Source organism: Photobacterium profundum (genome assembly GCF_003026285.1).
GTDB classification, from domain to species: Bacteria; Pseudomonadota; Gammaproteobacteria; order Enterobacterales; family Vibrionaceae; genus Photobacterium; species Photobacterium profundum.
Genome location: NZ_PYOD01000002.1, coordinates 142089 through 166233 on the forward strand (window position 1 = coordinate 142089; position 24145 = coordinate 166233).

Consider the following 24145-nt stretch of genomic DNA (forward strand, 5'->3'; position numbering starts at 1 on the left):
GTGTGTTTATTGACGTTGAAAAAGAGACAACTTCACACTAATTCGTACAATCAACTTCGATGCTGTGAGCGATAAATACCCATAATAATCAGTCCGACACCTAGCAACTGTGCTACCGCTGCCGTCATAGACTGTTCACTAATATCAAATATTACCCCCGTAATCATTTGACCACTTATTACAAATAAGGCCGTTTTTAACGCCCCAATACGGGTAAGAACATGACTGTTAATTGCCACATACAAAGCACCAATAACACCGCCTAAATAAGTAAAGAGTGGGGTTTCCTGCCAGCCTGATGATGAAACCTCTAACCAAACATTGGATAACGTAAGTGGAATAATTGAAGCAACGCTAAATATAATAACAATAAATGTAAGCAGTAAAGCCCCAATAGCATGATTGTAAAATGATGCGGTGAATGGTCCCTTATCTTGGCTTAAACGTCCATTAAGAGCCCGGCAAAAACCAATTAATAGACCATTGCATAACGCTAGCAATATCATCCAGATCATGCTGTTCCCCTAAAAACTATAATCAAAAAACTGCCAGCAAGAATCGGTAAAACAGTAAATAATTGATCGCGTTTTAACTCTTTTTTCATCACACCAAACAGGCCAAAATAATCACACGTCAGGCCAAAACAAACTTGGCCTAATAAGCCCAAAACTAAAGTACCCGCCAAGCCTAATTCACTATTTACGGTTACAGCTGCCAACATTACGACTAAAGCTCCAGGAATACCGCCAAAGTAGCTCCACATAGGGGCTGAAACATTAGTAGCACTTTGGTTTATATTTACGGCTTTAGGCTGAATTGTCTTACTGACTATTGCCATCAATAAAAGCGCAATGATGGTACCCACTAGGTGTGCAGCCCAAGAAGCAGCAACTGGCGATGTAAAAAAGGCTAAAGCGCTATTCAATTTAATCATAAGGGCTAATAAGGCACCGCCAATAAGTGCAAGAACAATATTAAAATTAGGTACAGCCATCAGTTATTCACCATATAAATTACAATAGCTGCATTTTATATTGTTATTATTTTATTGATAATATATCGTTTGGAAAATCATCGTTGAGTATATGTTGACAATATGGACGTTTTCTCTGCAATTCCCGTCTTTGTAGCAGTGGTAGAGTGTGGCAGTTTTTCTCTAGCGGGAGAAAAATTAGGAGTAACCAAGTCTGCGGTCAGTAAACGAATAAGCCAGCTCGAAGCCAAGCTTGGTATACAGCTATTACAACGCACGACAAGACGTTTAAGTTTAACCGAAGCTGGTGAGCAATATTTCGATTATGCTCGTAATGCCCTGACCATTGCAAATGAAGGCGAAGATGCGATATCAATGCTTCAAGAGCAACCGCAAGGTACATTAAGGCTCAATGTTCCTATGGTATTCGGACGCTTACATATTGCACCTATGATTCCAAAATTCTTGCAGGACAATCCGAAGATCAAAGTCGAGATGATGATGGATGACAAGGTCGTCGATTTAATATCTGGCAGTTTCGATATCGCAATACGTATTGGAAAATTACCTGATTCAAGTCTTATCGCTAAGCGTATCGCTCCCTGCCATAGCGTATTATGTGCATCCCCTGATTACCTTAAAAAACATGGCACACCAAGTACACCACTCGATCTTGCTCATCATAACTGTTTAAGCTATTCCTACTTTCAAGCAGGATCTGAATGGCGCTTTAATGGCCCAGAAGGACAAATCAGTGTCGTGCCAAAAGGTAACTATTGCGTTAATAATAGTGATGCTTTATTTGAAGGATTATTGACTGGATTAGGTGTTTGTCAGATGCCAACCTTCATCGTTGCTTCTGCGATCGAACAAGGTAACTTGATTTCGCTAATACCTGAATATGAACTGCCCAAACATGCCATCTATGCGATGCTACCAGAGAGAAAACATATTCCTGCAAAAATCAGTATCTTCTTAGCGTATCTAAAAAACTATATTGATGAAAAGTCGGCGTCTTGGGATTTAAATCAAAGCCTATAGCAACCATCAAAGAGGCTGAACATCTAAAAAAAGCCTGATGATTATCTCATCAGGCTTTCTATTTTAGCTCATTACATACAGTGTTATACCAATCTGGATAAGTAAATGGTCATAAATTTGCGCAGAAAAAATCGGTAAGAACAAGATGGAAACTGAAGTAACTAGTGGTTCTAATTATAAAATTTCTAACGCAGTTATTATCGATTTTAACCAGCAATAATGAACAGATACTTATTTAGGTTGGTATTATAACAACTTCTGTTTATTCCGCTGGCACTTGTTTCACGCAGCCTTGCTCTTGGTTACGCTTAACAAGAAATACCGCGATACAACCATATACGAGTGCTTGCAGCCATAACTGCCCCCACCAATTAATCACCTGTTCAAAGCTTGCTCCCATCTGGTTCAACCGCAAGAATCCATTTATTGCGGGGGTTGATGGCACTAACTGAGCGAGTGCATTAATAGGTGCTGGAATTGCCGACACAGGCCAAATAAATCCCGCAGCAAAAACTAAAGGCAATGAACTTAACAGAATAATTAATGTTGCTAACTCACGTCGCGGAATCAGCTGGCCAATGATTATTCCAACAAAGATAACCGCCAGCAAAAATGGAATGGTCATTGCGACTAAATCAGATATCGATGCTAAGCGGCTTATGTGATAACTAGAGAAGCTGTAACCAAAATAATAGGCAACAAGCGGGATATATATCAACATCAATAAGAAAGTACGAACCAACACGATTTTCCATGCACTGTAACGTAACCAATACCCTGTACCACCTTGCAGGCGATATTCATTCTGTCCACCGCCAAGCATTCCCGCAGCAATCATCAATGTTTGATGTAAGATCAATACGAATACCGCAGGTACAACATAATTTATGTACCCCATAGTCGGGTTAAATACTGGGCGCATATTCAGCTTCATTGCAGAATACTGTTCTGATGCTAACACGAGGTTATCACCAGACATCACCATACGAGAGACTTTAGCTTTAGCCCCCAATGTGCCACCAGCAGTTGCTAAACCTTCTACTATCGTACCGTACACTAAGAAATATGAAGCATCACCCGCGTACGCAACTGTTGGGCTTTTTCCCAAGAGTACATCACGATAGAAATTAGTGGGTATCACCATCAAACCATGTACATCACCTTTAATCAGTAATGACTTAGCTTCTTCAATACTATAAACATGCTTGGTAATATTTACTTGAGGCGTAGCATCAACCATCCGCTCTAGTTCTCTGCTCATTTGGCTATTATCCAAATTCACTACCGCGATAGTTTGCTCGCGTGGTAACTGCTGAGAATACGGCAATGGATAAAGAAACGAATAAATTAGCACACCACCAAATACAGTAAAAAGCAGTGATGGATTAGTAAAAATTGCCGTCAATTCAAACTTGAAAAGCGTACGCCAACTCATGCTTGCGTTCCTTTATTTTCAGAATGTTTCGACACAGCATTCTTAGTAACTACATTTACAGCGCTATTAGAGACTGTGGCAATTTTTTTCGCTTTCATCATCGCAACCAATAAAACAAACCCGAAACACGCTAGTGCAATCATATTGGGTATGGCGTCAGCTAATGAAGCACCATAATCAACCTGCTGGATTTGAATTTCTATATAATGACTAACAGGTAACATTGCTCGCCATAACTGTGCTAAGAACGGCATATCCGTCGCAGGAAAAGTAACCCCCATGAACGCAAAGGCAGGCGCAGTAAATCCAGCCACTAAGCTTATTGCGCGTGTTGAATCAAGAGTTAGCAGAAAGAAAGCAGCCCCCATACTTTGGCAAGCCACAACCATAAGCAATTGCGACAAACTCAAAATAAGCCAACTGCCGTGCATCGGCCATTCAAGCACACCGTACATAGCCCACAAGAATATGAAGCCTTGTAACCAAAACAATAGGGTATAGGGAAGTAGTTTTGCAATAACGTGATTAATCGGACTATTTGCTAACCATGCCGATATACCTTGTTGCCGAAATTCTGCCGATATAGCCAATACCGTAGTGGCGACTATCAATATCTGCCAGATAGCGGGAATTGCGGCAGAAACCAAGAATTGCCCGTAGTGACTATTACTATTAAATAATGGCGTAATCTGGCTTTGGATAGGAACAGCCTGTCCCAATGCTTGCAATGGAACTGGTGAACCATCCGCCATGTTTTTTAGCGTGTCGATTCCTGCGGTATAAGTCCCTTGGGCTTGCACCATCGCAGAATTGATCAGCTTACCAATTAAGATATATTGGCTATTATAAAAAGCCGTTATTTCAGGAGCATGCCCTAATAACGTATTTTGCTCTAATTGGGCTGGCAGTACAACCAACGCATATATATCTGCATTTTTAAGAGCATGACTCCCCTCAGTCGCAGATGTATAGACATGAGTGACAGCCAGTGTTGGGCTCGCGTCATAATAACGCACTAAACCACGAGACAAGCGGCTGTGGTCAAGGTCAACAACACCAATAGGCAAATCACGCGCTATACCCGCAGAGAAAATAAGCCACATACTAAAAAACAGTACAACAGGCAGCCAAAAAACCATGGCTTTCAGCCAACTGTCGGATGCAAGTATTCGCCACTCACGGTAACATTGTGTAGAAAAAGCCATAAAATTACTGCTCTAAAATGACACTCATACCAACACGTAAGCCTTCTATGGCTTCCATTGGGCGTGCTTCAATCTCAAATGTACGCATATCAAACCCTTGTGAAGCATCTGTTGCACGCCATGTGGCAAAATCACCCATCACGGCAACATGTGTCACCTTAAAGCTATATGCCTCATCTCCCAATGCTGGAATCGTAGCATCAACAATCGTACCTTGATTAAATTCACTTAAACGGTCTTCGCGTACATGAAATACAGCCCAGGCATCGTTCATGTCAATAACACTGACAACAGGGAAACCTTGTGGAGCAAGTTCACCACCGTGTAATAAAACCTGTGTTACTTCACCGTTATGCCAACTGGTAATTTTGGTATCAGCCGCATACGCTTCAACTTCTGCTACTGCACCCGCGGCCATTCTTTCTTTTTCCATCGCCGCACGCTTCGTTTCAACACGCGCACCTTCACTTGCCATACCAAACATTTGATAAGCAGCTTGTTCGGTATAACGCGAAGCTTGCCATTGGGTATACGCTTCATCACGTTTTTGCTCTGCAATCACACCATCTTTATAAAGATTGTCGATACGCTTATAGGTTTTTTTCATTAAAGAAGACGCAGCTTTGGCTTTTTGCCACTGATCCCGTGCGGCGGCTATTTCTTGTACTCGAGCCCCTTTTTCAGCTTGTTCTGCCATCGCGCCCGCAGCTTGTTGACCTGCTTTGGCTTGCATTAACTTCGCATCAATTTCAGGGCTAAGTAACGTAAAGATTAACTGTCCACGCTCAACCTGATCACCTTTTCGTACTAAGACTTCATCAACACGTCCCGGTACTTTCGAGGAAATATTATATTGCTGCGCTTCAATCTGGCCTTGCATGCGTTCGGCTTGAGGCTGATAAGCCTGCCAGAAGGTGTAACCTAACCAACCGACTAATGCTACAGCAGGTATCACTACTGCTAATGGCTTTAACTTACTCATTGTTTAACCTCAAGACCTTGATATTGTTGATACTGATTGAAACTGTTCATTTCACCGCTTACTGCCAATAAACGCGATAACGAAATAACATACTGGTACGCAGCAGCTAAACGTTGAGTTTTCACTCCCGCTAAATACATTTCGGCATCAACAACATCAAGCGACGTTGATAACCCCTGGCTGAATGCCTTATCGCGCAATCGTACATTTTCTTCAGCAAGTGCAAGGCTCGATTTCAGTCCGTTGTATTCTTCTAATGATTGATTAGCTTCTCGGTACGTTTTTTCAACCAGTACAGAGAGATCTTGCTCTGCTTGCGCACGAAGATAGTTCACTTGTGTTACTGCACTGTGTGCTGCTTTTACTTTTCCTGAACGACCCGATGTATCGACAATAGGAATATTCACCCCAACCCCAACCGCCCAATCCGGTGCAGTCTTGCTGGCTAATGTATCGTCTTCATACAAGCTGTAGTTACCGTATAGGTACACTTCGGGGTAATACTTCCCCTTCTCGACATTAATAACGCCACTCGCTTGTTTTTTCTTTGCGTCTAAAATGCTCAAGCCTGGGTAGTCAGCAAGGGTTTTATCAATAAATGCATCCATAGGCGGTAGCGATTCATTAGTAAAAAGAGTTGTCGATGGCATTGCTGGAGAATTTAATTTCAGAAGTTTGGTTAACGCCACCTGTGCGATTTCTAAATCACGCGCTGATTTTTGACGATCGACACGCGCCTTATCATAAGAGGCTTCAGCTTGAAGGCGTTCAACTTTGGCAATTTGTCCCTGTTGTTCCATTTTCTGTGCATGATCTAGGTGTTTTTTCAGGCCTTGCTCTACATCAATCCGAGTCTGCAGCACTTGCTCGGTTAACACGACACCAAAATAGAATTTTGTTAAATCTTCAAATTTTGCTTGCTGTTGCATAACAAGCATATATTTAGCTTCTTCGGTTTTACCCTTAGCGATTTCTTGTGCGGCATTAATACGCCCACCAGTAAAAATAGGCCAAATAGCACGAATTGAGCTGGTGAAAATATCACGGTCGGTCAATTGGGAGGTAAGTAGCTGATCTAAAGTCGCAGCATTAGTACCAAGAATAGCGGCTAAGCCGTTAGATAATGATTCACCAGCAGGCATACTGCTCAGCAAATCAGACGGTGAAATTTCGACAGGCTTATCAAGCCTCGTATAGTTAGCAGATACACTTATATCAGGTAGATACAGATCGCTCGTTGCATCTTGTAAGTGCCTAGCTTTATCTACATTTGCGCGCTCTGCTGCTAGTGCGTCACTGCTTGTTAAAACCGTTTGCCATGCCTCATTAAAGCTGACTGATGCAGCTTGAACACTTGGTGATAAGACCAAAATAGCAACGGCCAATTGCTTTAGTGCAAATGGCTTTATTTTCATTTTCAAACCCTTTTAAGCCTTTGTATTTGACTAATTCATGTCTATTTTAGAGTATTAGCTCTATAATACAACTTACTATTGATAGGGTTAATAGTCATTCTGTAAATAATTGATGCTTACCAAATGATTAGAACAGAGTACTTAGAATTAAATTGCGAAACCAATTATCTCTAGATCATTGATCGTAGCAGATTTTATCCGTATTTCAGAAACTGATAAGATAAAAAAATAAAAAAACGGCCTACTTATTTAGACCGTTTTTTATAATTCACTGTGTAGTTTTCTGAGGTTTGCTTTGCTTAACTCGCGTTCATAAAAACGAAATTAACGAGCAAGGCTAATTAGCGATTTACCCAATAACCATTCCAGCTCTTTAATGCTGCCATCTCCGTAACGTTCTTTACACATGGCATATAAGCGATCAATACCACGCAGAGCAAATTCACTCGAATTTTCAGCTGAAACGATATGATGAAATAGCAAACGTAAGATCGCACGAAACTTTTCATCTTCAAGCGCTTCAATCCAGCTAGCTACAAACGCATCAATACCATTTTCAAGATTCAATCTTTCAACAAATAGACGAAAGATCCGACCATCAAGTGCGTTAGCAAAATCTTGTTTTTTTGGAAAATGGTGACTGATGCCAGTACGAGAAATCCCTGTTTGATTACTCAATGTTGTATACGACATTTTGTCGTAACCTAATCGTAAAATTTGATCGACAACGGCATCCATAATTGTTTGGATCGTTATCTCTGTATCTTCTTTACTACGCTTTGGCATAATTAATTGGCTCTGTATCTAGATGTTTTAATCAACAGCTTCTATTGAGTGCACGCCCAAATAGCTAATGTGATGTTCTTTTTAGTTAGTATCTTTGGCTAGTATTACAAAATGATATTCCGTTAACTAGTATCATTATCATTTTTTATCGAAACCATAACTAAAAAGCCTTCATAAATGAAAATCTTCGTAAAGCATCACACTTTATGAACGAAAAATTGGGCACCTACGCTTAGCACTTAGCGCCAAATAACCAAACTTGTTGACCTTTCAACAGGCCTTAGCGTCCAAACTTTTCGGCTTCCTTTTCAATATCTCGGTAGAGTTGCGTAACCCAAAAAGGTTGTCCATATGCTGGAACAAGTGGCCCCTTACGAGGATCTGAAGGACTAATAACAACTTGCACATTCTGAATTTTAGCTCGCTCAACCAAAAGAAATAACTCTTCAATGGCAATATCCCCCATGGCTAAACAACCAACAGACTTCGCTTTACCATGAATGAAAATATTAGCACCTGGTCGATTACGTTTTTCTAACTGTGCATATTTTAAATCAAATTCATTGGGGTAATTTAATTGCATTGAAAGATGGTACTTACTATTAGGGTTAAGGCCGATTACTTGATATATACCTTCAGGAACTTGATGATCACCCTCCCGTAACTTAGGGCCAGATTTCCCGCTAATTTTCGCAATATCATACCGTTTAATATAAACCCAAGCCTCTCCATCTTTTGCCCATAACTCAACTTGCATTTCTTCTTTTAAAGCAAATAGTGCGACTTGTTCTGGTGGATATTGTACACCAACCTGTTCAAACATAAGTGAAATACGGGGCTCTAAAATAGGAGAATAACGCTTAATTACATCACCAATAGTTCGATAACCCTTTTTAGGGTAATCGGGATAATCCCAGTTTGCTTGTACTAGCGTACTTGCCATCATTAGAAGCGCGGTAAATATAGCTTTATGCTTTAACACATCAATCCCATCCATTCTTCTTATTATATACATTCACCAACTACAACTCAGTCCCTTGGTAAATACTTTTCAGACAATAATCAACCAGTTGCAATGAGCATTGCAAAACAATTAGCAATAAAATAACAAATTTAATTATTTCAAAAACTTACTAAACACAAAAAAATCATACAATCGTTTTAAATTTATTGTTACTTTTCTTAAGGATAGATAAAATAATACAAAATAAATCACTAATAATTATGCTAACCATCAGAAACACGACTAGAATTTAAACTTGACGGACCAGTTAAAAAAGCCTTAAGTTTAACACTATGATAACATACACAAGGACGCGATGAATATGACATTACCTCTGCAGACCGAACGTTTAAAGGAAACGCTTATGGCTCAGCCTTTACCTAATGAAATGATCTTAAAGTGGGCGAGTGAACGCCCCAATGAGGTATATCTTCGACAAATAATCAACAGACAATTCGTTGATTATACGTTTGCAGAAGTCGCCGATAAAGCGCTACGTTTAGTCAGTGCTTTACGCGATATGGGTATTCAACCCGGCGATAAAGTCGCGTTAATGTCTAAAAATTGTGCTGAATGGTTTATCACCGATTTAGCTTTAATGCTTGGCAGCTATATTAGCGTACCGGTATTTCCAACAGCAGGAGCTGATACGGTTGAGCACTGTGTAACACACAGCGAATCAAAAATCCTTATTGTGGGTAAATTGGATGATGCAAAAGCGGTTAATGCCGTGGTTGAAAAGTATCCTGACTTACCGACGATATCTTTTGCCTATCCAGGTACGCCTACTTGTACCCATGAGTTCAATACGGTAATAGCAAAAAGTTTACCAAGCGAAGAGCGTCCAAAGCATGCTCAAGACGCATTAATGTCAATTGTATATACATCTGGCACATCGGGTTTACCTAAGGGTGCGATGCTCACATACGGCTCATTTTCATGGTCAGCCCAACGCATTGTCGATCACATAGGGATGCGTGATGGCGAACGCTTATTCTCTTACTTACCGCTTGCGCATATTACAGAGCGCGTTTACATTTTCGGTGCTTCTATCCTAGCGGGCATGCAGGTTGCCTTTCCTGAATCACTCGACACCTTTATCGATGATGTAAAAATGCATCGTCCAACGTTATTCATTTCTGTTCCGCGCTTATGGACATTATTCCAGCAGCGAATTCTTGATAAATTGCCACAAGCGAAACTGAATATACTACTTAAAATTCCATTCATTTCAGGAGTTATCAAACGCAAGCTTGCCGATGGTTTAGGATTAGACAAAGCACGTATGCTTGGTTGTGGCTCAGCCCCCGTATCACCAGCCCTACTTCGCTGGTATGAAAGCATTGGGCTTAATATTACCGAAGCATGGGGTATGACAGAATCTTTTGCCTACAGTACGATTAATCATCCGTTCCGTAGCGATAAGATTGGTACTGTCGGTAATGCAGGGCCAGGTGTCGAAATAAAAATTTCAGATGATGAAGAGATACTTGTTCGTGGTATGGGGATCTTCTCTGGTTATTACAAGAACGAAAAAGCAACACAAGAAAGTTTTGATAAAGATGGTTGGTTATACACAGGTGATAAAGGTTTTCTTGATGAAGATGGCTATTTGAGCATTCAAGGACGCCTTAAAGACACCTTTAAAACAGCCAAAGGTAAATTTGTTTCACCAGTACCCATTGAGAAACGCTTATTCGAGCTGTGTAACATTGAAACCATGTGTGTTATTGGATCAGGAATGCCAGCACCTATCTTGTTAGCAATTCCTCATGAATTCCCTAACTTTGACCCTAAACGTTACGAACATAAAATTGAACGTACCATCGAAAAAATCAATAAAGAATTAGAATCACACGCTAAAATCAAAGGTGTACTCATGGTGAAAGAACCATGGACCATTGAAAACGGCATCCTGACACCAACACTAAAGATCAAACGACATATTCTAGAGAATAAATACCAAGGTCTTGGTGATGACTGGCCAAAAGACACGTTAATTCAGTGGGAGAAATAGTAGTAATATAGTCAGCTAGTTCTACATTAATGCTGCAAACTGCGTTCATCTAAATGACGAAAGCCGAAGCACACTAAAAAAGAGTGCTCCGGCTTTTTTATTTACCATGACATATAGCTATATATTGAATTGACCAATGAGTGTATCTAACCGTTTACAATCACCTGATAATGCTTCAAATGCTTTTTCTGATGATTGAACTTTGAACACAACCTCTTGACTCTTACCTGCAATTTTCTGAATATTTTGATTAATATCTTCACTGACTTGGCTTTGTTGATTTGCCGCTGTCGCAATCTGCATATTCATTTCATTAATCACTTCAATCGACAGGCTAATCGCATCTAACGACTCATTAGCACTATTTGCCTGAACAACAGTTGCAGTACCACTTTCCTGGCTTCTTGTCATCGCTTGAACAGCATCATGCGCACCAAATTGTAAACGCTCAATCATCACTTGTATTTCGCCAGTACTATCTTGGGTTTTACTGGCTAAAGAACGCACTTCATCAGCGACAACCGCAAAACCACGTCCTTGCTCACCCGCTCGAGCTGCTTCAATGGCCGCGTTTAATGCCAATAAATTGGTTTGATCTGCTATGCCACGAATAACACCTAAAATAGAGGCGATATTACTGACATCTCGCTCAAGATTAGTAATAACGCCACTCGATGTTTCAATTTCATCCACTAGTTGATGAATAGATGTGACCGTATTACCAAGAATTCTTTTCGCTGCATTTGATTCATCAGCTGCAGATTGGCTTGCGCTAGCGGCCTCATTTGCATGTGCACTCACGCTATCACTTGTTACACTCATCTCATGTACTGCGGTGGTAACGTGCGCACTTTCAGCTTGTTGTTCTGATGCATTTAACACGACACCTTGTGTTTCTTTTTGAATCTGTTGCGTTTCTTCACGCACAGATTTCATTGTCACCGACACTTCAGTGATCGTAGCGTGGATCTTTGATACAAATTCATTATACGCTGTGGCTAATTGCCCTATTTCATCACAACTCTCGACAGGCACTCGTTGCGTTAGGTCACCTTCACCCGAGGCAATATTCTCCATTGTTGTAGAAAGCCGCTTTAGAGGCGCAAGGATAAGGCGAGATACAAACCATGTGATCACAATAGATAGAATAATGGCCACCAGTGCACCCATTTCTAGCACTATAATGGTAAGGCTAATCTCACCATTCATCTGCTCTTTAAGTTCAAGCTGCGCTTGCTCTATTTGAATACGAATATCTTTATATGCCGCTCGCATCTGATTAAATTCATGCTGAATCTGTTGCTGATTTTTTTGATAATAATCAGCAGCACTATCAGGATTTTCGACAATATAAGCATAATGCATTAACCATTGGCTATAGATGCTAGGTAAGGTTTGTACCGATACGCGACCCGACGCATCAATAAAACCATTATCAAGTAATATTGCGGGGGATTGAAAGCGTGTTAATGTTTCATTACTTTCATTGTAAAATTCTTTTTGGTTATAGTTTATCTTCTCTTGATTTCCTGCAGCCAAGAGCACCCCTTGCCCCGCGGTTATAATTTGATAAACATCACGATAACCTTCTTCCATTTCATTTAATACGGGCTGAACTTCATCATTTTGCAATGCGTCCGTTCGTGCTAAATCATTAAACACCACTAAAACCATACCCAAAATAGCAATAAATACAGCCACAACAAGCCAGATAGGCAAAGCAAGCTTCCAGCGAAAGGTAAGGTTATAAAACCACGACATATTTTTCCTTTAATTATTGTTATATCACGGGTGCTTAATAACAGAAATACGCGAATATGAAACAGACAGCATTTCGCATTTTTGATACGCAACAACTTTATTTTCTTCGTGAAATATCCATTGTGATAATACCGACACATTTAATAGAGCCGTTGCTGATAATATGAACAAAATGAAATTGTCATTTTTTGACTTTGGCACCAACACAAACCACAACAAATAGAAACATTTCATTAATCTATTGATATTTAATGTAATAATGTGGTTTCATTGGCACATAATAACAACATATAAAAAATAAGGTCATTACGTGTCAGCCAGCCACATAAATAAAGAATCTACCTTTTCTGACGATGAACAATTAGTTTCTACAACTGATACAAAAGGTGTCATTACTTACTGTAATCCGTCTTTTTGTCGGGTGGCTGGTTATAGCCCCGAAGAGCTCATTGGTCAAAACCACAACATAATCCGCCATTCTGATATGCCAAAAGCTGCATTTGCTGATTTATGGCAATGCTTACGAGATGGAAAAGCATGGAGAGGCATTGTAAAAAATAAAACTAAAGAAGGTGGTTTCTATTGGGTAGATGCATACGTCACACCAATTTATGAGCATGGAAAAATCATCGGTTTCCAATCTGTTCGTGTTAAACCCAAAGCACAATGGGTTAACATTGCAGCATCAGCCTATAAGCAATTACTAAAAGCCGAGAAGAAAGGACGACAAATCGCTTTCTCTTTACCAGATAGCATTAAATTTACTGCATTAGCAGTAGCCTGCGCACTACCTGTTACAGCAAGCATAATGCACACAGGAATGAGCCTACAAAGCTTATTGAGCATTGCACCTGCTGCCGTTATTGGTTTGTTTTTCCGTCAAGAACTCATCAATACACCACGTCAGCTGAGACAACTTCAATCACGCTATGACAGTGTCAGTCGATTGATTTTTTCTGGCAGTGATCAATTTTCGATAGCCGACTTTCATATAAAAATGATGTCTGCACGTATTCGAACAGTGCTAGGTCGAATGACAGATTCCGCTGAACCTTTACATGATTTAGCAGATCAGCTCAGCGATACTGCCAGCCGAGTAACGCATGCTATTAGCTCACAAAATGACAATATTCATCACGTCGCAAATGCAGTAAATAATATGTCTGATTCAGCTCAAACAGTCTCAAATTATGCCAGCGAAACTCACTCACTGTTAGATGAAACCCGCTTTCATTGCGATCAAACCCGCGTGCAACTTGACTCAACGCAAGGGAGCTTACAACAACTTTCTGCACAAGCCGAACAAGCAACGTCAGCAACACACCAGCTCAGTAGCGAAGCTGGTAAAGTAAGTACTGTAATGTCTGAAATAAGCGGTATTGCAGCACAAACCAACTTGCTGGCTTTGAATGCAGCTATTGAAGCAGCACGCGCAGGCGAACACGGCCGAGGCTTTGCGGTTGTTGCCGATGAAGTCCGTGCTCTTTCTTCTCGAACACAAAATGCGACCGAACAAATCCAAACCAGCATTGAGCAAATGCTAACCACAATTGAAAACTGGCAAAATCTGATTGAAAGCAATCGTGATAAGACGAACGAATGTGTGAATATCGCAGAGAAAGGCGCAGAGTGTTTACAAAAAGTAGAAAACAATATGCTGACGATTAACCAATTAATATCTCAGGTTTCTTCTTCTGCTACCCAACAAGAAAGCTTGTCTAGTGAAATTGGTCAACATATTCATTCCATTGCCGATGCTTCTGAGCAGAATCTTCAAGATGTTGCCGACGTAGAAAAAACAGGCTCTACACTAAAAGATAAAGTGGATGATTTTCATCATTTAGCACAGCAATTCGAAGATAAGTAATACCGAGATAAATGCTAATACGGCCTGTTTTTTACTAAACCTTATTCAACTCAGGTTCGTATTGGCATTTATACCCAAGTTATCTTGCAAGAAAACTCGCCTTACTTCTAAAAGTTCTCCCTATTGGCTCACAACGCTTACTATCTTATTGTCAGTTAGGCTATTATTGCCGTTCATTTGTAAAGTGAGCGCGCACTCTGTATGTATCATCAAACACTTAAAGATTACTTTGGCTTCGATAGCTTACGTAAAGGACAAGAAGACGTAATTACTCGTGTTCTTAACGGGCAATCTGCTGCTGCAATTTTCCCAACTGGATCAGGTAAATCTTTATGTTATCAATTACCTGCAGTCCAGCTACCTCACTTAACGCTTGTGATCTCTCCTCTTTTAGCATTAATGAAAGATCAACTTGATTTCTTGCATTCCAAAAAGATCCCAGCGGCATCTATTGACTCAAGCCAAACATGGGACGAGAGTCAACAGGTGATGCAAGGCGTTAGAAACGGCGAAACCAAGGTATTAATGATTTCTGTAGAGCGCCTGAAAAACGAGCGCTTCCGCCAGTTTATCTCTCAGGTACAAGTTTCTCTATTAGTAGTTGATGAAGCGCACTGTATTTCAGAATGGGGGCATAACTTCCGCCCCGATTACCTTAAGTTGCCATATTACCGCCAGCTACTTAACATTCCTCAAGTATTGCTGCTAACAGCAACAGCAACACCGAATGTTATTCAAGATATGAGCACTAAATTTGGCATTGCTAAGCAAGATATCATTGTAACTGGCTTCTATCGCCCGAACTTAGACCTTACAATTTTGGCAGCCGAAGATGAAAATAAGCTACCAACGCTTTATAAAGTTCTGGGGCATCACAATGATCAACCCACCATTATCTATGTCACGCTTCAACAAACAGCAGAAGCCGTTGCCGCTGCACTTAATCAACAAGGCTATCAAGCACAGGCTTATCACGCAGGAATGGACAACGATCGCCGCCAAGCGATTCAGCATGAATTCATGAGCGGTAATATCAACTGTATTGTTGCAACCATCGCATTTGGTATGGGCATAGATAAGTCCAATATCCGTAAAGTGGTTCACTTTGATCTCCCTAAATCGATAGAAAATTACAGCCAAGAAATTGGACGTGCAGGACGAGACGGTGAAAATTCTGAATGTACCGTTATAGCCAATAAAGCAGGGCTGAATATTTTAGAAAACTTCGTTTATGGTGATACTCCCGATCTAGATGCCATTGCATATATATTAGATGAAATTAAAAATCAGCCAGCCGCATGGGAAGTCATGCTTACTCGTCTTTCTAAAGACAGTAACGTTCGCTTATTACCCCTTAAAACACTACTCGTTTACTTAGAAATTCATAAGATCGTCGAGCCAAAATTCACGTATTTTGCTGATTATCGATTCAAATGTAATCTAACACCTCAAGAAATCTTTGCGCATTTTCAAGGTGAGCGTCGCCAATTTGTCGAAAATATATTTGCTTGCTCACCTAAAGCTCGCACTTGGTACTCGGTTGATTTTGAAGCTCTTTGGAATAGCTGCCATGCAGATCGTAAACGCGTAATAACCGCTATCGATTATTTTAGTGAAAAAGGTTGGATTACATTAGAAAGTAAACAAATGACCGATGTTTATCGTGTGGTTAACAATCAATATGATGTGAATGAAGAAGCAAAGAAGCTGTTTGATTTATTTCGTCAAAAAGAAAGCAGTGAAATCAAACGTATTAATAAGATGATCAATTTCTTTGAAAATACGCACTGCTTAAGCCACGACCTTGCGAGTTACTTCGCTGATAATAATGCCCCCAAGCAATGTGGTCACTGCTCGGTCTGTCGCGGTGATATTGCTGTTCTTCCACCAGCACTTCCCCTACCAGAGACATCTGACAATGTACTTAAGGCTTGGTGTGACCCATTCTTAGCAGCATGTACAACTACGCCATCAGCCGCCGCTATTACTCGCTTTTTAAATGGCATGACATCACCATTAAATACCAAAGTAAAAGCAAGACAAATGAATGGATTTGGACAGCTAGAAGCTTATCCGTTTGGCGAGACTCGTGCGCTAGTCTGCAAGGTCTATTCACTTCAAGAATAAACATCCGTTATAACAACTCGTCCATATCTACAGACAACGCCAGCAAATATGCTGGCGTTTTTCTTTACGGTATTCAACGCCCACCTTTTACACAGAAATTGCTCAAAAGAAAAAGAGTATTTCATGAAATAAATACAGTGTAAGCAGGTCTTTTAGATTAGATACCCAATCATTTTATGGCTAAAAATAGCCAATAACTATGCTGTCTAATTTGAGGAATGAACGATGAAAAAGTTAACTTTGCTATTCATAGCGTTGATATTCAGTTCAAGTACTTTTGCCTTCTCTTGGGACTCTAAAGCAGAAACCCGAAACCTAACTGCGGGAATCAGTGATTCAAAAGAAGAGGCGTACAATTTAGGTCATAATTTTGCCTCAAACATTCAGAAAGAATCACCTAATAAATTAAAAAGAACATTAGGTATCTATGAATATGGGCTAGAAACTAATTCGATAAAAGTTGAAAATTCACATGTAGAAGTTGACGAGATTTCGACAGCAAAAGGACAAGTTAAATATCGTGCCATCGTCAATATAAATTATAGTTATGATGTAAGTGGTCCAAATAGCCATTAATATTTATTACGGTACTACACAACAAGAATACGACAACATAAACATCAAACAGGTAACCAAGGTTTAACACATCGACAAACAGGAAGCCCACGCATTGGCTTCCTGTTTTTTATGTAACCCCTTCCACTTCTTCAATAGACTGAATTACTGATATTTCAGCGTATTTTCAATATGCTGAGCTGGAAATAACTCACCTATTTAATAATCTATTTCGGTGATGTCTCATTTCTGTCGCTTCAATATTGACCATTTACCATAACAAGCCCATAACATTCAAAGTATAAAAACTCAGCACCTACATAGTCATACTCGCTACATAGCAGTTATGCGATATTAGGTTAGCTGTCTAACTAGATAAATACATTTCAATTTAAAAAGGAGTTTACACACAATGTATCAATCTCTCAAAACAGGGCTTATTGCATTAACATTGGCAGTTTCGCTACCTGCTGCTGCTGAAAATTACACAATTGGCACAGGAAGCCAAAGCGGTACTTATTACCCGTTAGGCGGCATTCTTGCAAAGGTATGGAGTGACAATATCGATGACTTCAACATGCGTGCTGAAGTAACCGCTGCATCGGTAGAAAATGTTATTAAAGTCTCAAGTAATAAGCAGTTAGCGGGTATTGCTATGGGTAATGTTGTTTTACAAGCCTATGAAGGAACAAAACCTTTCCCTCGAAAAATGGATGTGTCAGTACTCTTTGCCCTTTACCCTAATGTGGTTCAATTTTTGGTACCTGCCGACTCTGACATTACATCAATTGAGCAGTTAAAAGGCAAACGCGTATCATTGGGTGCGCCGGGGTCTGGTACACGAGTGAGTGCCATTAATATTTTAAAAACATTAGGTATTGAAGAAAGTGATGTAAATGGCCAAGCCCTGAATTACACCGCAACAACCAATGCATTAGCGAATGGCCAGATTGATGCTGGTGTTATTGTCGGTAGCCTCGGTGTTGGTGCTATTACAGAATTAGCCTTAACTCGTAATATCCGTATTCTGTCGTTCACAGATGCTGAACTGGCGAAGATCGTTGAAGCGAATCCTTCCTACCAAGGCCTTGATGTGCCGGCTGATACGTATAAAAACGTACCTGACTTTAAAGCGCCAGCTGTATGGAACGTACTTGTTGCAAACAACAAGATGGACGAAGAGCTAGCTTACGATATGACAAAGGCCGCTTTCGATAATATCGATAAAATTCGACAAGTGATTGGTGTAACTAAATTCACAACGATTGAAAATATGGGGCAACTAAAAGGGATTCCTCTTCACCCAGGAGCTCAAAAATATTTAAATGAACAAACCAAATAAATCCTTTCTTTTTGGTTAGTTAAAACTAACTAAACAGAGATAATTCGTTCGATGATAATAAGAGCACTTGTTAATGATCCAAGTGCTCTATATCCAAGTTACCTCAAGGTGCTCGTTTCAGCGAGAATTTATTGGGCTCTAGGCAAGGCGCTAATTTATAGACCTAGGGTTTACGTTGAAAATAGTAAAGACACAAACGAATCCTATGTGAATAACACAGAGCAAATACTTATTATTGTTGATATAAAAATGACTATTCGTTCTACATTTCGGTTCACTCGTTTAATTGCACGGAGTAAGCGATGACGACAACCTCTTCATTCCGCCAAGTATTGGCAGACAAAATCATGTTCGTTGCAACAATCGCAGCGATTATTCTATCTGCATTTCAAATATGGCAAGGTATTACAGCAGAGCTTTCTGCCCCTATTTTCCGACCAATTCACCTTAGTTGGGTACTAGTTTTAGTCTTTCTTGTAAAGCCTCTTGTGCATATAAACAAACACCCTCACCTCTATTTACCCGCTCGTTTAATTGATATTACTTTTGCTGGCCTCACGATTTGGGCTGTACTTCGAGTTATCCAATTTGATTACGATGATATTGGCTTTTTGCTTGATGGGCTAAGCAGTGCCGATCAACTGGCTGGGGTGATTATTATTGCTTTGCTACTGGAAGCAACCCGTCGAACCGTTGGGCTTGTGATGGTCGCTATCGCGGTATTCTTTCTTGGGTATGCTTTATTTGGCAACGCGTTACCTGACGTGGTCGCAAGTAAAAGGTTCTCGGTAGAAGAAATCATTCGTTTTCATATTTTTTCAACCAATGGCGTTTTCGGCGCCCCTCTTGCTATTGCAGCCGGCGTTGTTTTTATTTTTGTATTATTTGGCGCTTTTTTACAAGTCAGTGGTGCGGGTCAGTTCTTCATTGATGGTGCATTTTCGGTCGCAGGAAAATATCGCGGAGGTCCTGCAAAAGCCAGTGTTATTGCATCTGCTGCATTGGGCTCAATATCTGGTTCAGCCATTGCGAACACCGTCACCACAGGTGCACTAACGATTCCTATGATGAAGAAGCTTGGGTATAAGCCTGAACAAGCAGCAGGTATTGAGGCAGCAGCATCTACTGGAGGTCAAATTATGCCCCCCGTAATGGGAGCTGGTGCTTTTGTCATGGCACAATTTACAGGCATTCCTTACAGTGAAATCTTACTCGTTTCGATTGCACCCGCCATTTTATATTTCGGCTGCACACTACTTTATGTACATTTAATGGCGTGTAAACTCGGTTTGCAAGGCATGGATACCGTTGAAAAATTAAGTGTGGTACTTAAACAAGGTTGGCATTTTTTAGTGCCGCTAATATTTATAACGACTTTACTGTTAATGAGCTACTCCCCTGTTTTAGTTGGTGTCGCTGGGTGTGCAGCTATTCTTACCGCAGCGATGTGCCGAAAACACAGTCGACTGACTTTTCGTGTTTTCTTACAAGGCATGAAAGAAGGCGCTCTTTTAGCACTACCTATTTCGGTAGCATGTGCAACAGCTGGTATTGTTGTTGGTGTGGTTGGCCAAACGGGTATTGGTTTGCAGTTCACCCAATTTTTGATTGCTCTTTCTGGCGGTCATTTATGGTCTGTTTTAGGCTTGATAGCCATCGCTGCCGTTATTCTTGGTATGGGGTTACCTGTAACAGCCGCGTACATCGTTTTATCCATAATGGCCGTACCCGCCTTAACTGATCTTGGCTTGGGTTTACTTACCGCTCATATGATTGTTTTTTGGTTATCACAAACATCAAATGTTACTCCCCCTATCGCTCTCGCAGCGTTTGCGGGTGCCGGTATCGCCAATGCTTCACCCATGAAATCAGCGATTCAAGCCTTTAAGCTCGCACAAGGTTTCTTCCTCATTCCAACCATGATGGCTTTTTCGGGGCTCATTTACAGCGGTGATAACATGTCTGGATTTGTTTTTGCCATTATAACTACTATAGGTTTAATTTTAGCCTTTGCTGGCAGTATTGAAGGACGTCTCATCAATCCGCTATCATTGATTGAACGGGGAACTTTATTCGTGTTAGCCGGTGGAATCATTTTTACAGATAGTTGGATACGTATAGTCGGTGTTGTCATTATCGCCGCTATCGTGTTGTTTAATACACGATCTAAAAGTAGCAAGCTTGCTATCTCAAATGATTAAATAAATAACCAGAAAAACACTACTACACCCAATCTACCTCAAGATGCAGGATTCAGAGTGGTCTCAGCGTATTTAATTCAAGGAAAATGTGTGTAGGAATGGCATTCCCTTTCAAACACATTTGACACAGAAGTAGATACGCTGAATCACTCCCGAAGGGCGAGTTTTGTTGGGCTCTATGTAGTGTTACTTATTTTCAACGTAGAACGCTAGGTCTATAAATATGTGCCTTGCCTAGAGCCCAACAAATTCTCGCTGAAACGAGCATCTTGAGGCAACTTGGGTATAAGTACCTGAGGCAATGCTTTAGGTGCTTTTTTTATGAATCAACCCATCCCCCAGAAACAATGCATCCTATGATTCAAAACAGTAAAACTTACTTTTCACAATTTATGAATAGCGATCTAGGTCACGACGTTTTAGAATAAGCCCATAAAACCAATAGGGATTAAAGTCATGACAAACGAAGAACAAGAATTCCAAGCCTGCGACGCTTGCGGCGTTTCTGCAGAAATGGGCTTTATTATCAAAGAAGGTGACGATGTAGCTGAAGTATCAATCTTCGCTCAGAGCAAAGTTGCTTTAGAAAATGAATTCAACAACTACCTTGCACTAGCCAAGGAAGTGAATGCTAACTTCGAGTATCAAGTATCAGAGCTAACAGAAGAAAGCACAGAATTAACAGCACGCATCAAATTTGAATGCAGTGCTGAAAAGCTGATTTTTGAATTAAAGAGCCGTTCTTTAGCTAAATAATCAACGCTATGTTTTGAATGAAAAGCCGACTTCTATCTGAAGTCGGCTTTTTTTATTGATAATCTAAACTATATTTAACACGACATGCTTTATAACCATGCACTGTGATCTTGTAATTTTGAGTTGTTATGCAAAATTGTGCTAGGTATTACAATAAGCATTCAAATACTTTATACGAATTTTCTCTGGTAATGCACTTAGTTTTGTATGAGAATAATCGCATATCAAAATTTTGTAAAAAATCATTTAATACGCATCGTCGCAAAAATTGAAAAGGAGATATTCAATGAAAAGCAATAAAGCGAAAATCATTTCTAGCTGGAAACCGACTAACCCACGAGAGTCAGCTGCAATGAAAGAGCTGTTAATGGCAGAAATGGGAGTAACAACAGAGCATCACCAAGGTGGTACAGGTAAAGTTGCACCTAACTCTGGACGCGTTATTCGATAAGTATCTCTCCCCTCTATGAGAGATATAAAACGCAGTGGTTTACACTGCGTTCTTGTTTTCTATTTTGATGACCATTTTTCATAATGCACCACAGAATCCAAGCTTTGTCTTGGCAGCCACCCAATTTTCTCTAATTCAGGCTTTTCATTAAAGTGTGAAACATAGCCGACACACAGATAAGCAATAATATCGATACTTTCGGGAATACCCAACGTCTCTCGGAACACAGAATCATGCACAATGCTAACCCAGCCGACGCCTAAATTTTCAGCTCTAGCTGCCAACCACAAATTCTGTATCGCGCACACTACACTGTATAAATCCATTTCAGGTTTGATTGTTCGACCAAGTACAACAGGGCCATTTCGACTACGGTCACAGGTCACACAAATTCCAAGTGGTGATTCAGTAATACCTTCTAATTTTAAACGTTTATATTGTTGTTTTTTACTTTCATCAAACATCTCTGCTGATTCGGCGTGTGCTTTTTCAAACCCTTTTTTTATCGCAGATTTAATACCGTCGCTTTGAACTAAGATAAAGTCCCATGGCTGCATAAACCCCACGCTCGGTGCATGGTGGGCTGCAGTTAAAATCCGTTCAAGAACATCTTGCGGTATTGGATCGGGCTTAAATTCACTTCGAACATCCCTTCTCGAAAATATTGTCTTGTAGACGGCATCACGTTCGTTGTCGGTAATATTCATACAGCAGCACTATTGATAGAATTATCTTCAGATTATCTTACAGAATGCTACTCAGTGCTATATCAGCATTACCAGTGAACACCTTTCATTCGCGATAAATGCTATTAGGCTTAATTTGAAGAGACAAAAAATCCGAGTATATAAATACACTCGGATTCAACATTCTCTATAAACTTTCGGGATTACTGCATCGCGGGTCTTTTGGTTACATCTTCAAATTCACCATCAATAGTCGATCCTGATTGCTGCTGGGTTTGATACCCTTGCTGCTTTAAAGCTTCTTCATAAGCAGCTGTCATTCGCTTTTTTATAAACGGTTTAGCAACCAGTGCTGCAATACCAATGAATAGTCCCATTACCGCAGCGAAGGTAATGGTAAAAAATCCGATCATAAGAGCAACAACGCTAGCTATAAAATTTTTCATGACTTAGCCCTTTCTTTATTTCTCTTCAATAGAATGCAGTCTATAACACCTTAAATGAATCAACCCTGAACAAAAAAGACAGGAAAAGAAAAGGTACATAACAAAAAATGCCAGTCAGATTAACTGACTGGCATTAGCTTAAGACTATTCATACATTAAATTAGTACTGATTAGCAATCAGCCTAATTCATCTTACTAGGGCTCTTCTGTAACCACTTTTGGTAAGTAATGCTCTGGTTTCAAACCAAACACTTCAGGTAGCGTTGTACCCACAGAAATAGATGACCATGTTCCTGTAATAATACCGATAAACATGGCAATCGCGAATCCTTCTAGCGGGCCCCCACCTAGTAGCCATAGAGCGCCTACCGTCATTAATGTTGTACCTGAAGTCACCATGGTACGAGAGAACGTTGCAGCAATCGCTTCATTATTTATTTTTTGAATCGACCATTTAGGTTTCGCAATCAACAACTCACGAATACGGTCGGCGATAATAATCGAGTCATTCAATGAATAACCTAAAATCGCCAACACAGCAGCTAATACTGTTAAGTTAAATTCCATTTGAGTTAGCGCAAAGAAACCCAACACAAAAACCACATCATGCAGCAACGCAAACAAAGAACCTGATGCGAGGCGCCACTCAAAGCGGTAGCTTAAATAACCAAGAATACACAGCATACACACGAGTAATGCTAATCCACCTTGATCTGCCAATTCTTGCCCTACCTGAGGCCCAACAATACTGGTGTTCAACACAGTAATATCGCTTGAAATAGGCGCCAGCATTTCTGTTATTGATGGTAATTCTTGACCCGTTTCTGGTATTGCATAGCGTAATACCCAGCGTCCAGGCTCACCCGATGCGATAACAGCGACATCTTGATGAAGACCAGCCTTCAATAATGGTTCGATTTCGCTGCTGGTAATCTTACTGCTTAATTGTACTTCACTGACAACACCACCAGTAAAGTCTAACCCCCAATTTAGCCCTTTAGTCGCCACTAAAAGAATAGAGACAAGCATCAATGTTATAGACACGGCACTCGTAAAGTAACGCCATTTTGTTGCATTTTTCATATTAATAATCATG

General features: G+C 40.3%; 21 protein-coding genes. 9 read left to right on the forward strand and 12 right to left on the reverse strand.

Going from position 1 to position 24145, the window contains the following annotated elements; translation table 11 throughout:
• Positions 1–50: 50 nt before the first annotated feature.
• Together C9J48_RS05485 and C9J48_RS05490 are read right to left on the reverse strand one after the other, a co-directional pair.
• The gene (locus C9J48_RS05485) at positions 51–515 is read right to left on the reverse strand and encodes a DMT family transporter (protein ID WP_006229251.1); all 465 of its coding nucleotides are present in this window, start codon (positions 513–515) and stop codon (positions 51–53) included.
• Positions 512–994 (reverse strand): DMT family transporter, encoded by a 483-nt coding sequence (locus C9J48_RS05490; protein ID WP_006229250.1) that lies wholly within the window; start codon positions 992–994, stop codon positions 512–514. The genes C9J48_RS05485 and C9J48_RS05490 overlap by 4 nt, the downstream gene beginning before the upstream one ends.
• A 102-nt stretch (positions 995–1096) precedes the next feature.
• Between C9J48_RS05490 and C9J48_RS05495 the strand changes: the two genes are divergently transcribed.
• Entirely contained in the window at positions 1097–2014 is a 918-nt protein-coding gene (locus tag C9J48_RS05495) for a LysR family transcriptional regulator (RefSeq protein ID WP_006229249.1), read from the forward strand.
• Positions 2015–2276: 262 nt separating this feature from the next.
• Here C9J48_RS05495 and C9J48_RS05500 read toward each other — a convergent pair whose 3' ends face one another.
• From C9J48_RS05500 to C9J48_RS05525, 6 genes are all read right to left on the reverse strand, one after another.
• Entirely contained in the window at positions 2277–3449 is a 1173-nt protein-coding gene (locus tag C9J48_RS05500) for an ABC transporter permease (protein ID WP_006229248.1), read from the reverse strand.
• On the reverse strand, positions 3446–4654 hold the full coding sequence (locus C9J48_RS05505) for an ABC transporter permease (protein WP_006229247.1): 1209 nt from the start codon (positions 4652–4654) through the stop codon (positions 3446–3448). Before C9J48_RS05505 ends, C9J48_RS05500 begins: the two co-directional genes overlap by 4 nt.
• A gap of 4 nt (positions 4655–4658) precedes the next feature.
• Complete coding sequence (locus tag C9J48_RS05510; RefSeq protein WP_006229246.1) at positions 4659–5636, reverse strand: HlyD family secretion protein; 978 nt, start codon at positions 5634–5636, stop codon at positions 4659–4661.
• Positions 5633–7051 carry a TolC family protein gene (locus tag C9J48_RS05515; protein ID WP_006229245.1) on the reverse strand — a complete coding sequence of 473 codons (1419 nt, stop codon included), beginning with the start codon at positions 7049–7051 and terminating at the stop codon, positions 5633–5635. The genes C9J48_RS05510 and C9J48_RS05515 overlap by 4 nt, the downstream gene beginning before the upstream one ends.
• A gap of 324 nt (positions 7052–7375) precedes the next feature.
• Positions 7376–7837 carry a TetR family transcriptional regulator gene (locus tag C9J48_RS05520; protein ID WP_006229244.1) on the reverse strand — a complete coding sequence of 154 codons (462 nt, stop codon included), beginning with the start codon at positions 7835–7837 and terminating at the stop codon, positions 7376–7378.
• A gap of 280 nt (positions 7838–8117) precedes the next feature.
• Positions 8118–8819 carry a L,D-transpeptidase family protein gene (locus C9J48_RS05525; protein WP_242610794.1) on the reverse strand — a complete coding sequence of 234 codons (702 nt, stop codon included), beginning with the start codon at positions 8817–8819 and terminating at the stop codon, positions 8118–8120.
• 343 nt (positions 8820–9162) lie between these two features.
• Here C9J48_RS05525 and C9J48_RS05530 point away from each other — a divergent pair, with 343 nt between their 5' ends.
• Positions 9163–10857 carry an AMP-binding protein gene (locus C9J48_RS05530; RefSeq protein WP_006229242.1) on the forward strand — a complete coding sequence of 565 codons (1695 nt, stop codon included), beginning with the start codon at positions 9163–9165 and terminating at the stop codon, positions 10855–10857.
• A 117-nt stretch (positions 10858–10974) separates the two neighbouring features.
• On the opposite strand, the gene C9J48_RS05535 is transcribed toward C9J48_RS05530, so the two are convergent.
• A complete protein-coding gene (locus C9J48_RS05535) occupies positions 10975–12618 on the reverse strand; it encodes a methyl-accepting chemotaxis protein (protein ID WP_006229241.1) in 1644 nt (547 codons plus the stop codon).
• 310 nt (positions 12619–12928) lie between these two features.
• On the opposite strand from C9J48_RS05535, the gene C9J48_RS05540 reads away from it, so the two are divergent.
• The 7 genes from C9J48_RS05540 (at position 12929) to C9J48_RS27830 (ending at position 21917) form a co-directional block, all read left to right on the forward strand.
• The gene (locus tag C9J48_RS05540) at positions 12929–14485 is read left to right on the forward strand and encodes a methyl-accepting chemotaxis protein (RefSeq protein WP_006229240.1); all 1557 of its coding nucleotides are present in this window, start codon (positions 12929–12931) and stop codon (positions 14483–14485) included.
• A gap of 201 nt (positions 14486–14686) precedes the next feature.
• Entirely contained in the window at positions 14687–16612 is a 1926-nt protein-coding gene (locus C9J48_RS05545; protein WP_006229239.1) for a RecQ family ATP-dependent DNA helicase, read from the forward strand.
• 225 nt (positions 16613–16837) lie between these two features.
• Complete coding sequence (locus tag C9J48_RS05550) at positions 16838–17188, forward strand: DUF3316 domain-containing protein (RefSeq protein ID WP_006229238.1); 351 nt, start codon at positions 16838–16840, stop codon at positions 17186–17188.
• Between the two features lie 391 nt (positions 17189–17579).
• The gene (locus C9J48_RS05555) at positions 17580–18509 is read left to right on the forward strand and encodes a TAXI family TRAP transporter solute-binding subunit (RefSeq protein ID WP_006229237.1); all 930 of its coding nucleotides are present in this window, start codon (positions 17580–17582) and stop codon (positions 18507–18509) included.
• A gap of 302 nt (positions 18510–18811) precedes the next feature.
• Complete coding sequence (locus C9J48_RS05565; RefSeq protein ID WP_006229235.1) at positions 18812–20710, forward strand: TRAP transporter permease; 1899 nt, start codon at positions 18812–18814, stop codon at positions 20708–20710.
• 456 nt (positions 20711–21166) lie between these two features.
• Entirely contained in the window at positions 21167–21466 is a 300-nt protein-coding gene (locus C9J48_RS05570; RefSeq protein ID WP_006229234.1) for a YfcZ/YiiS family protein, read from the forward strand.
• A gap of 286 nt (positions 21467–21752) precedes the next feature.
• Positions 21753–21917: a hypothetical protein gene (locus C9J48_RS27830; RefSeq protein ID WP_006229233.1), complete on the forward strand. Its 165-nt coding sequence runs from the start codon at positions 21753–21755 to the stop codon at positions 21915–21917.
• Between the two features lie 59 nt (positions 21918–21976).
• Here the strand turns inward: C9J48_RS27830 and bluB are convergent, their stop codons facing one another.
• The 3 genes from bluB to secF all read right to left on the reverse strand — a co-directional run bounded on the left by bluB (position 21977) and on the right by secF (position 24144).
• Positions 21977–22624, reverse strand: coding sequence for a 5,6-dimethylbenzimidazole synthase (gene bluB / locus C9J48_RS05575; RefSeq protein ID WP_006229232.1), 648 nt, complete (start codon positions 22622–22624; stop codon positions 21977–21979).
• Between the two features lie 182 nt (positions 22625–22806).
• On the reverse strand, positions 22807–23049 hold the full coding sequence (locus C9J48_RS05580) for a hypothetical protein (RefSeq protein ID WP_006229231.1): 243 nt from the start codon (positions 23047–23049) through the stop codon (positions 22807–22809).
• A gap of 195 nt (positions 23050–23244) precedes the next feature.
• Positions 23245–24144, reverse strand: a complete 900-nt coding sequence (secF, locus tag C9J48_RS05585; RefSeq protein WP_006229230.1) for a protein translocase subunit SecF — start codon at positions 24142–24144, stop codon at positions 23245–23247.
• Position 24145: the final 1 nt, after the last annotated feature.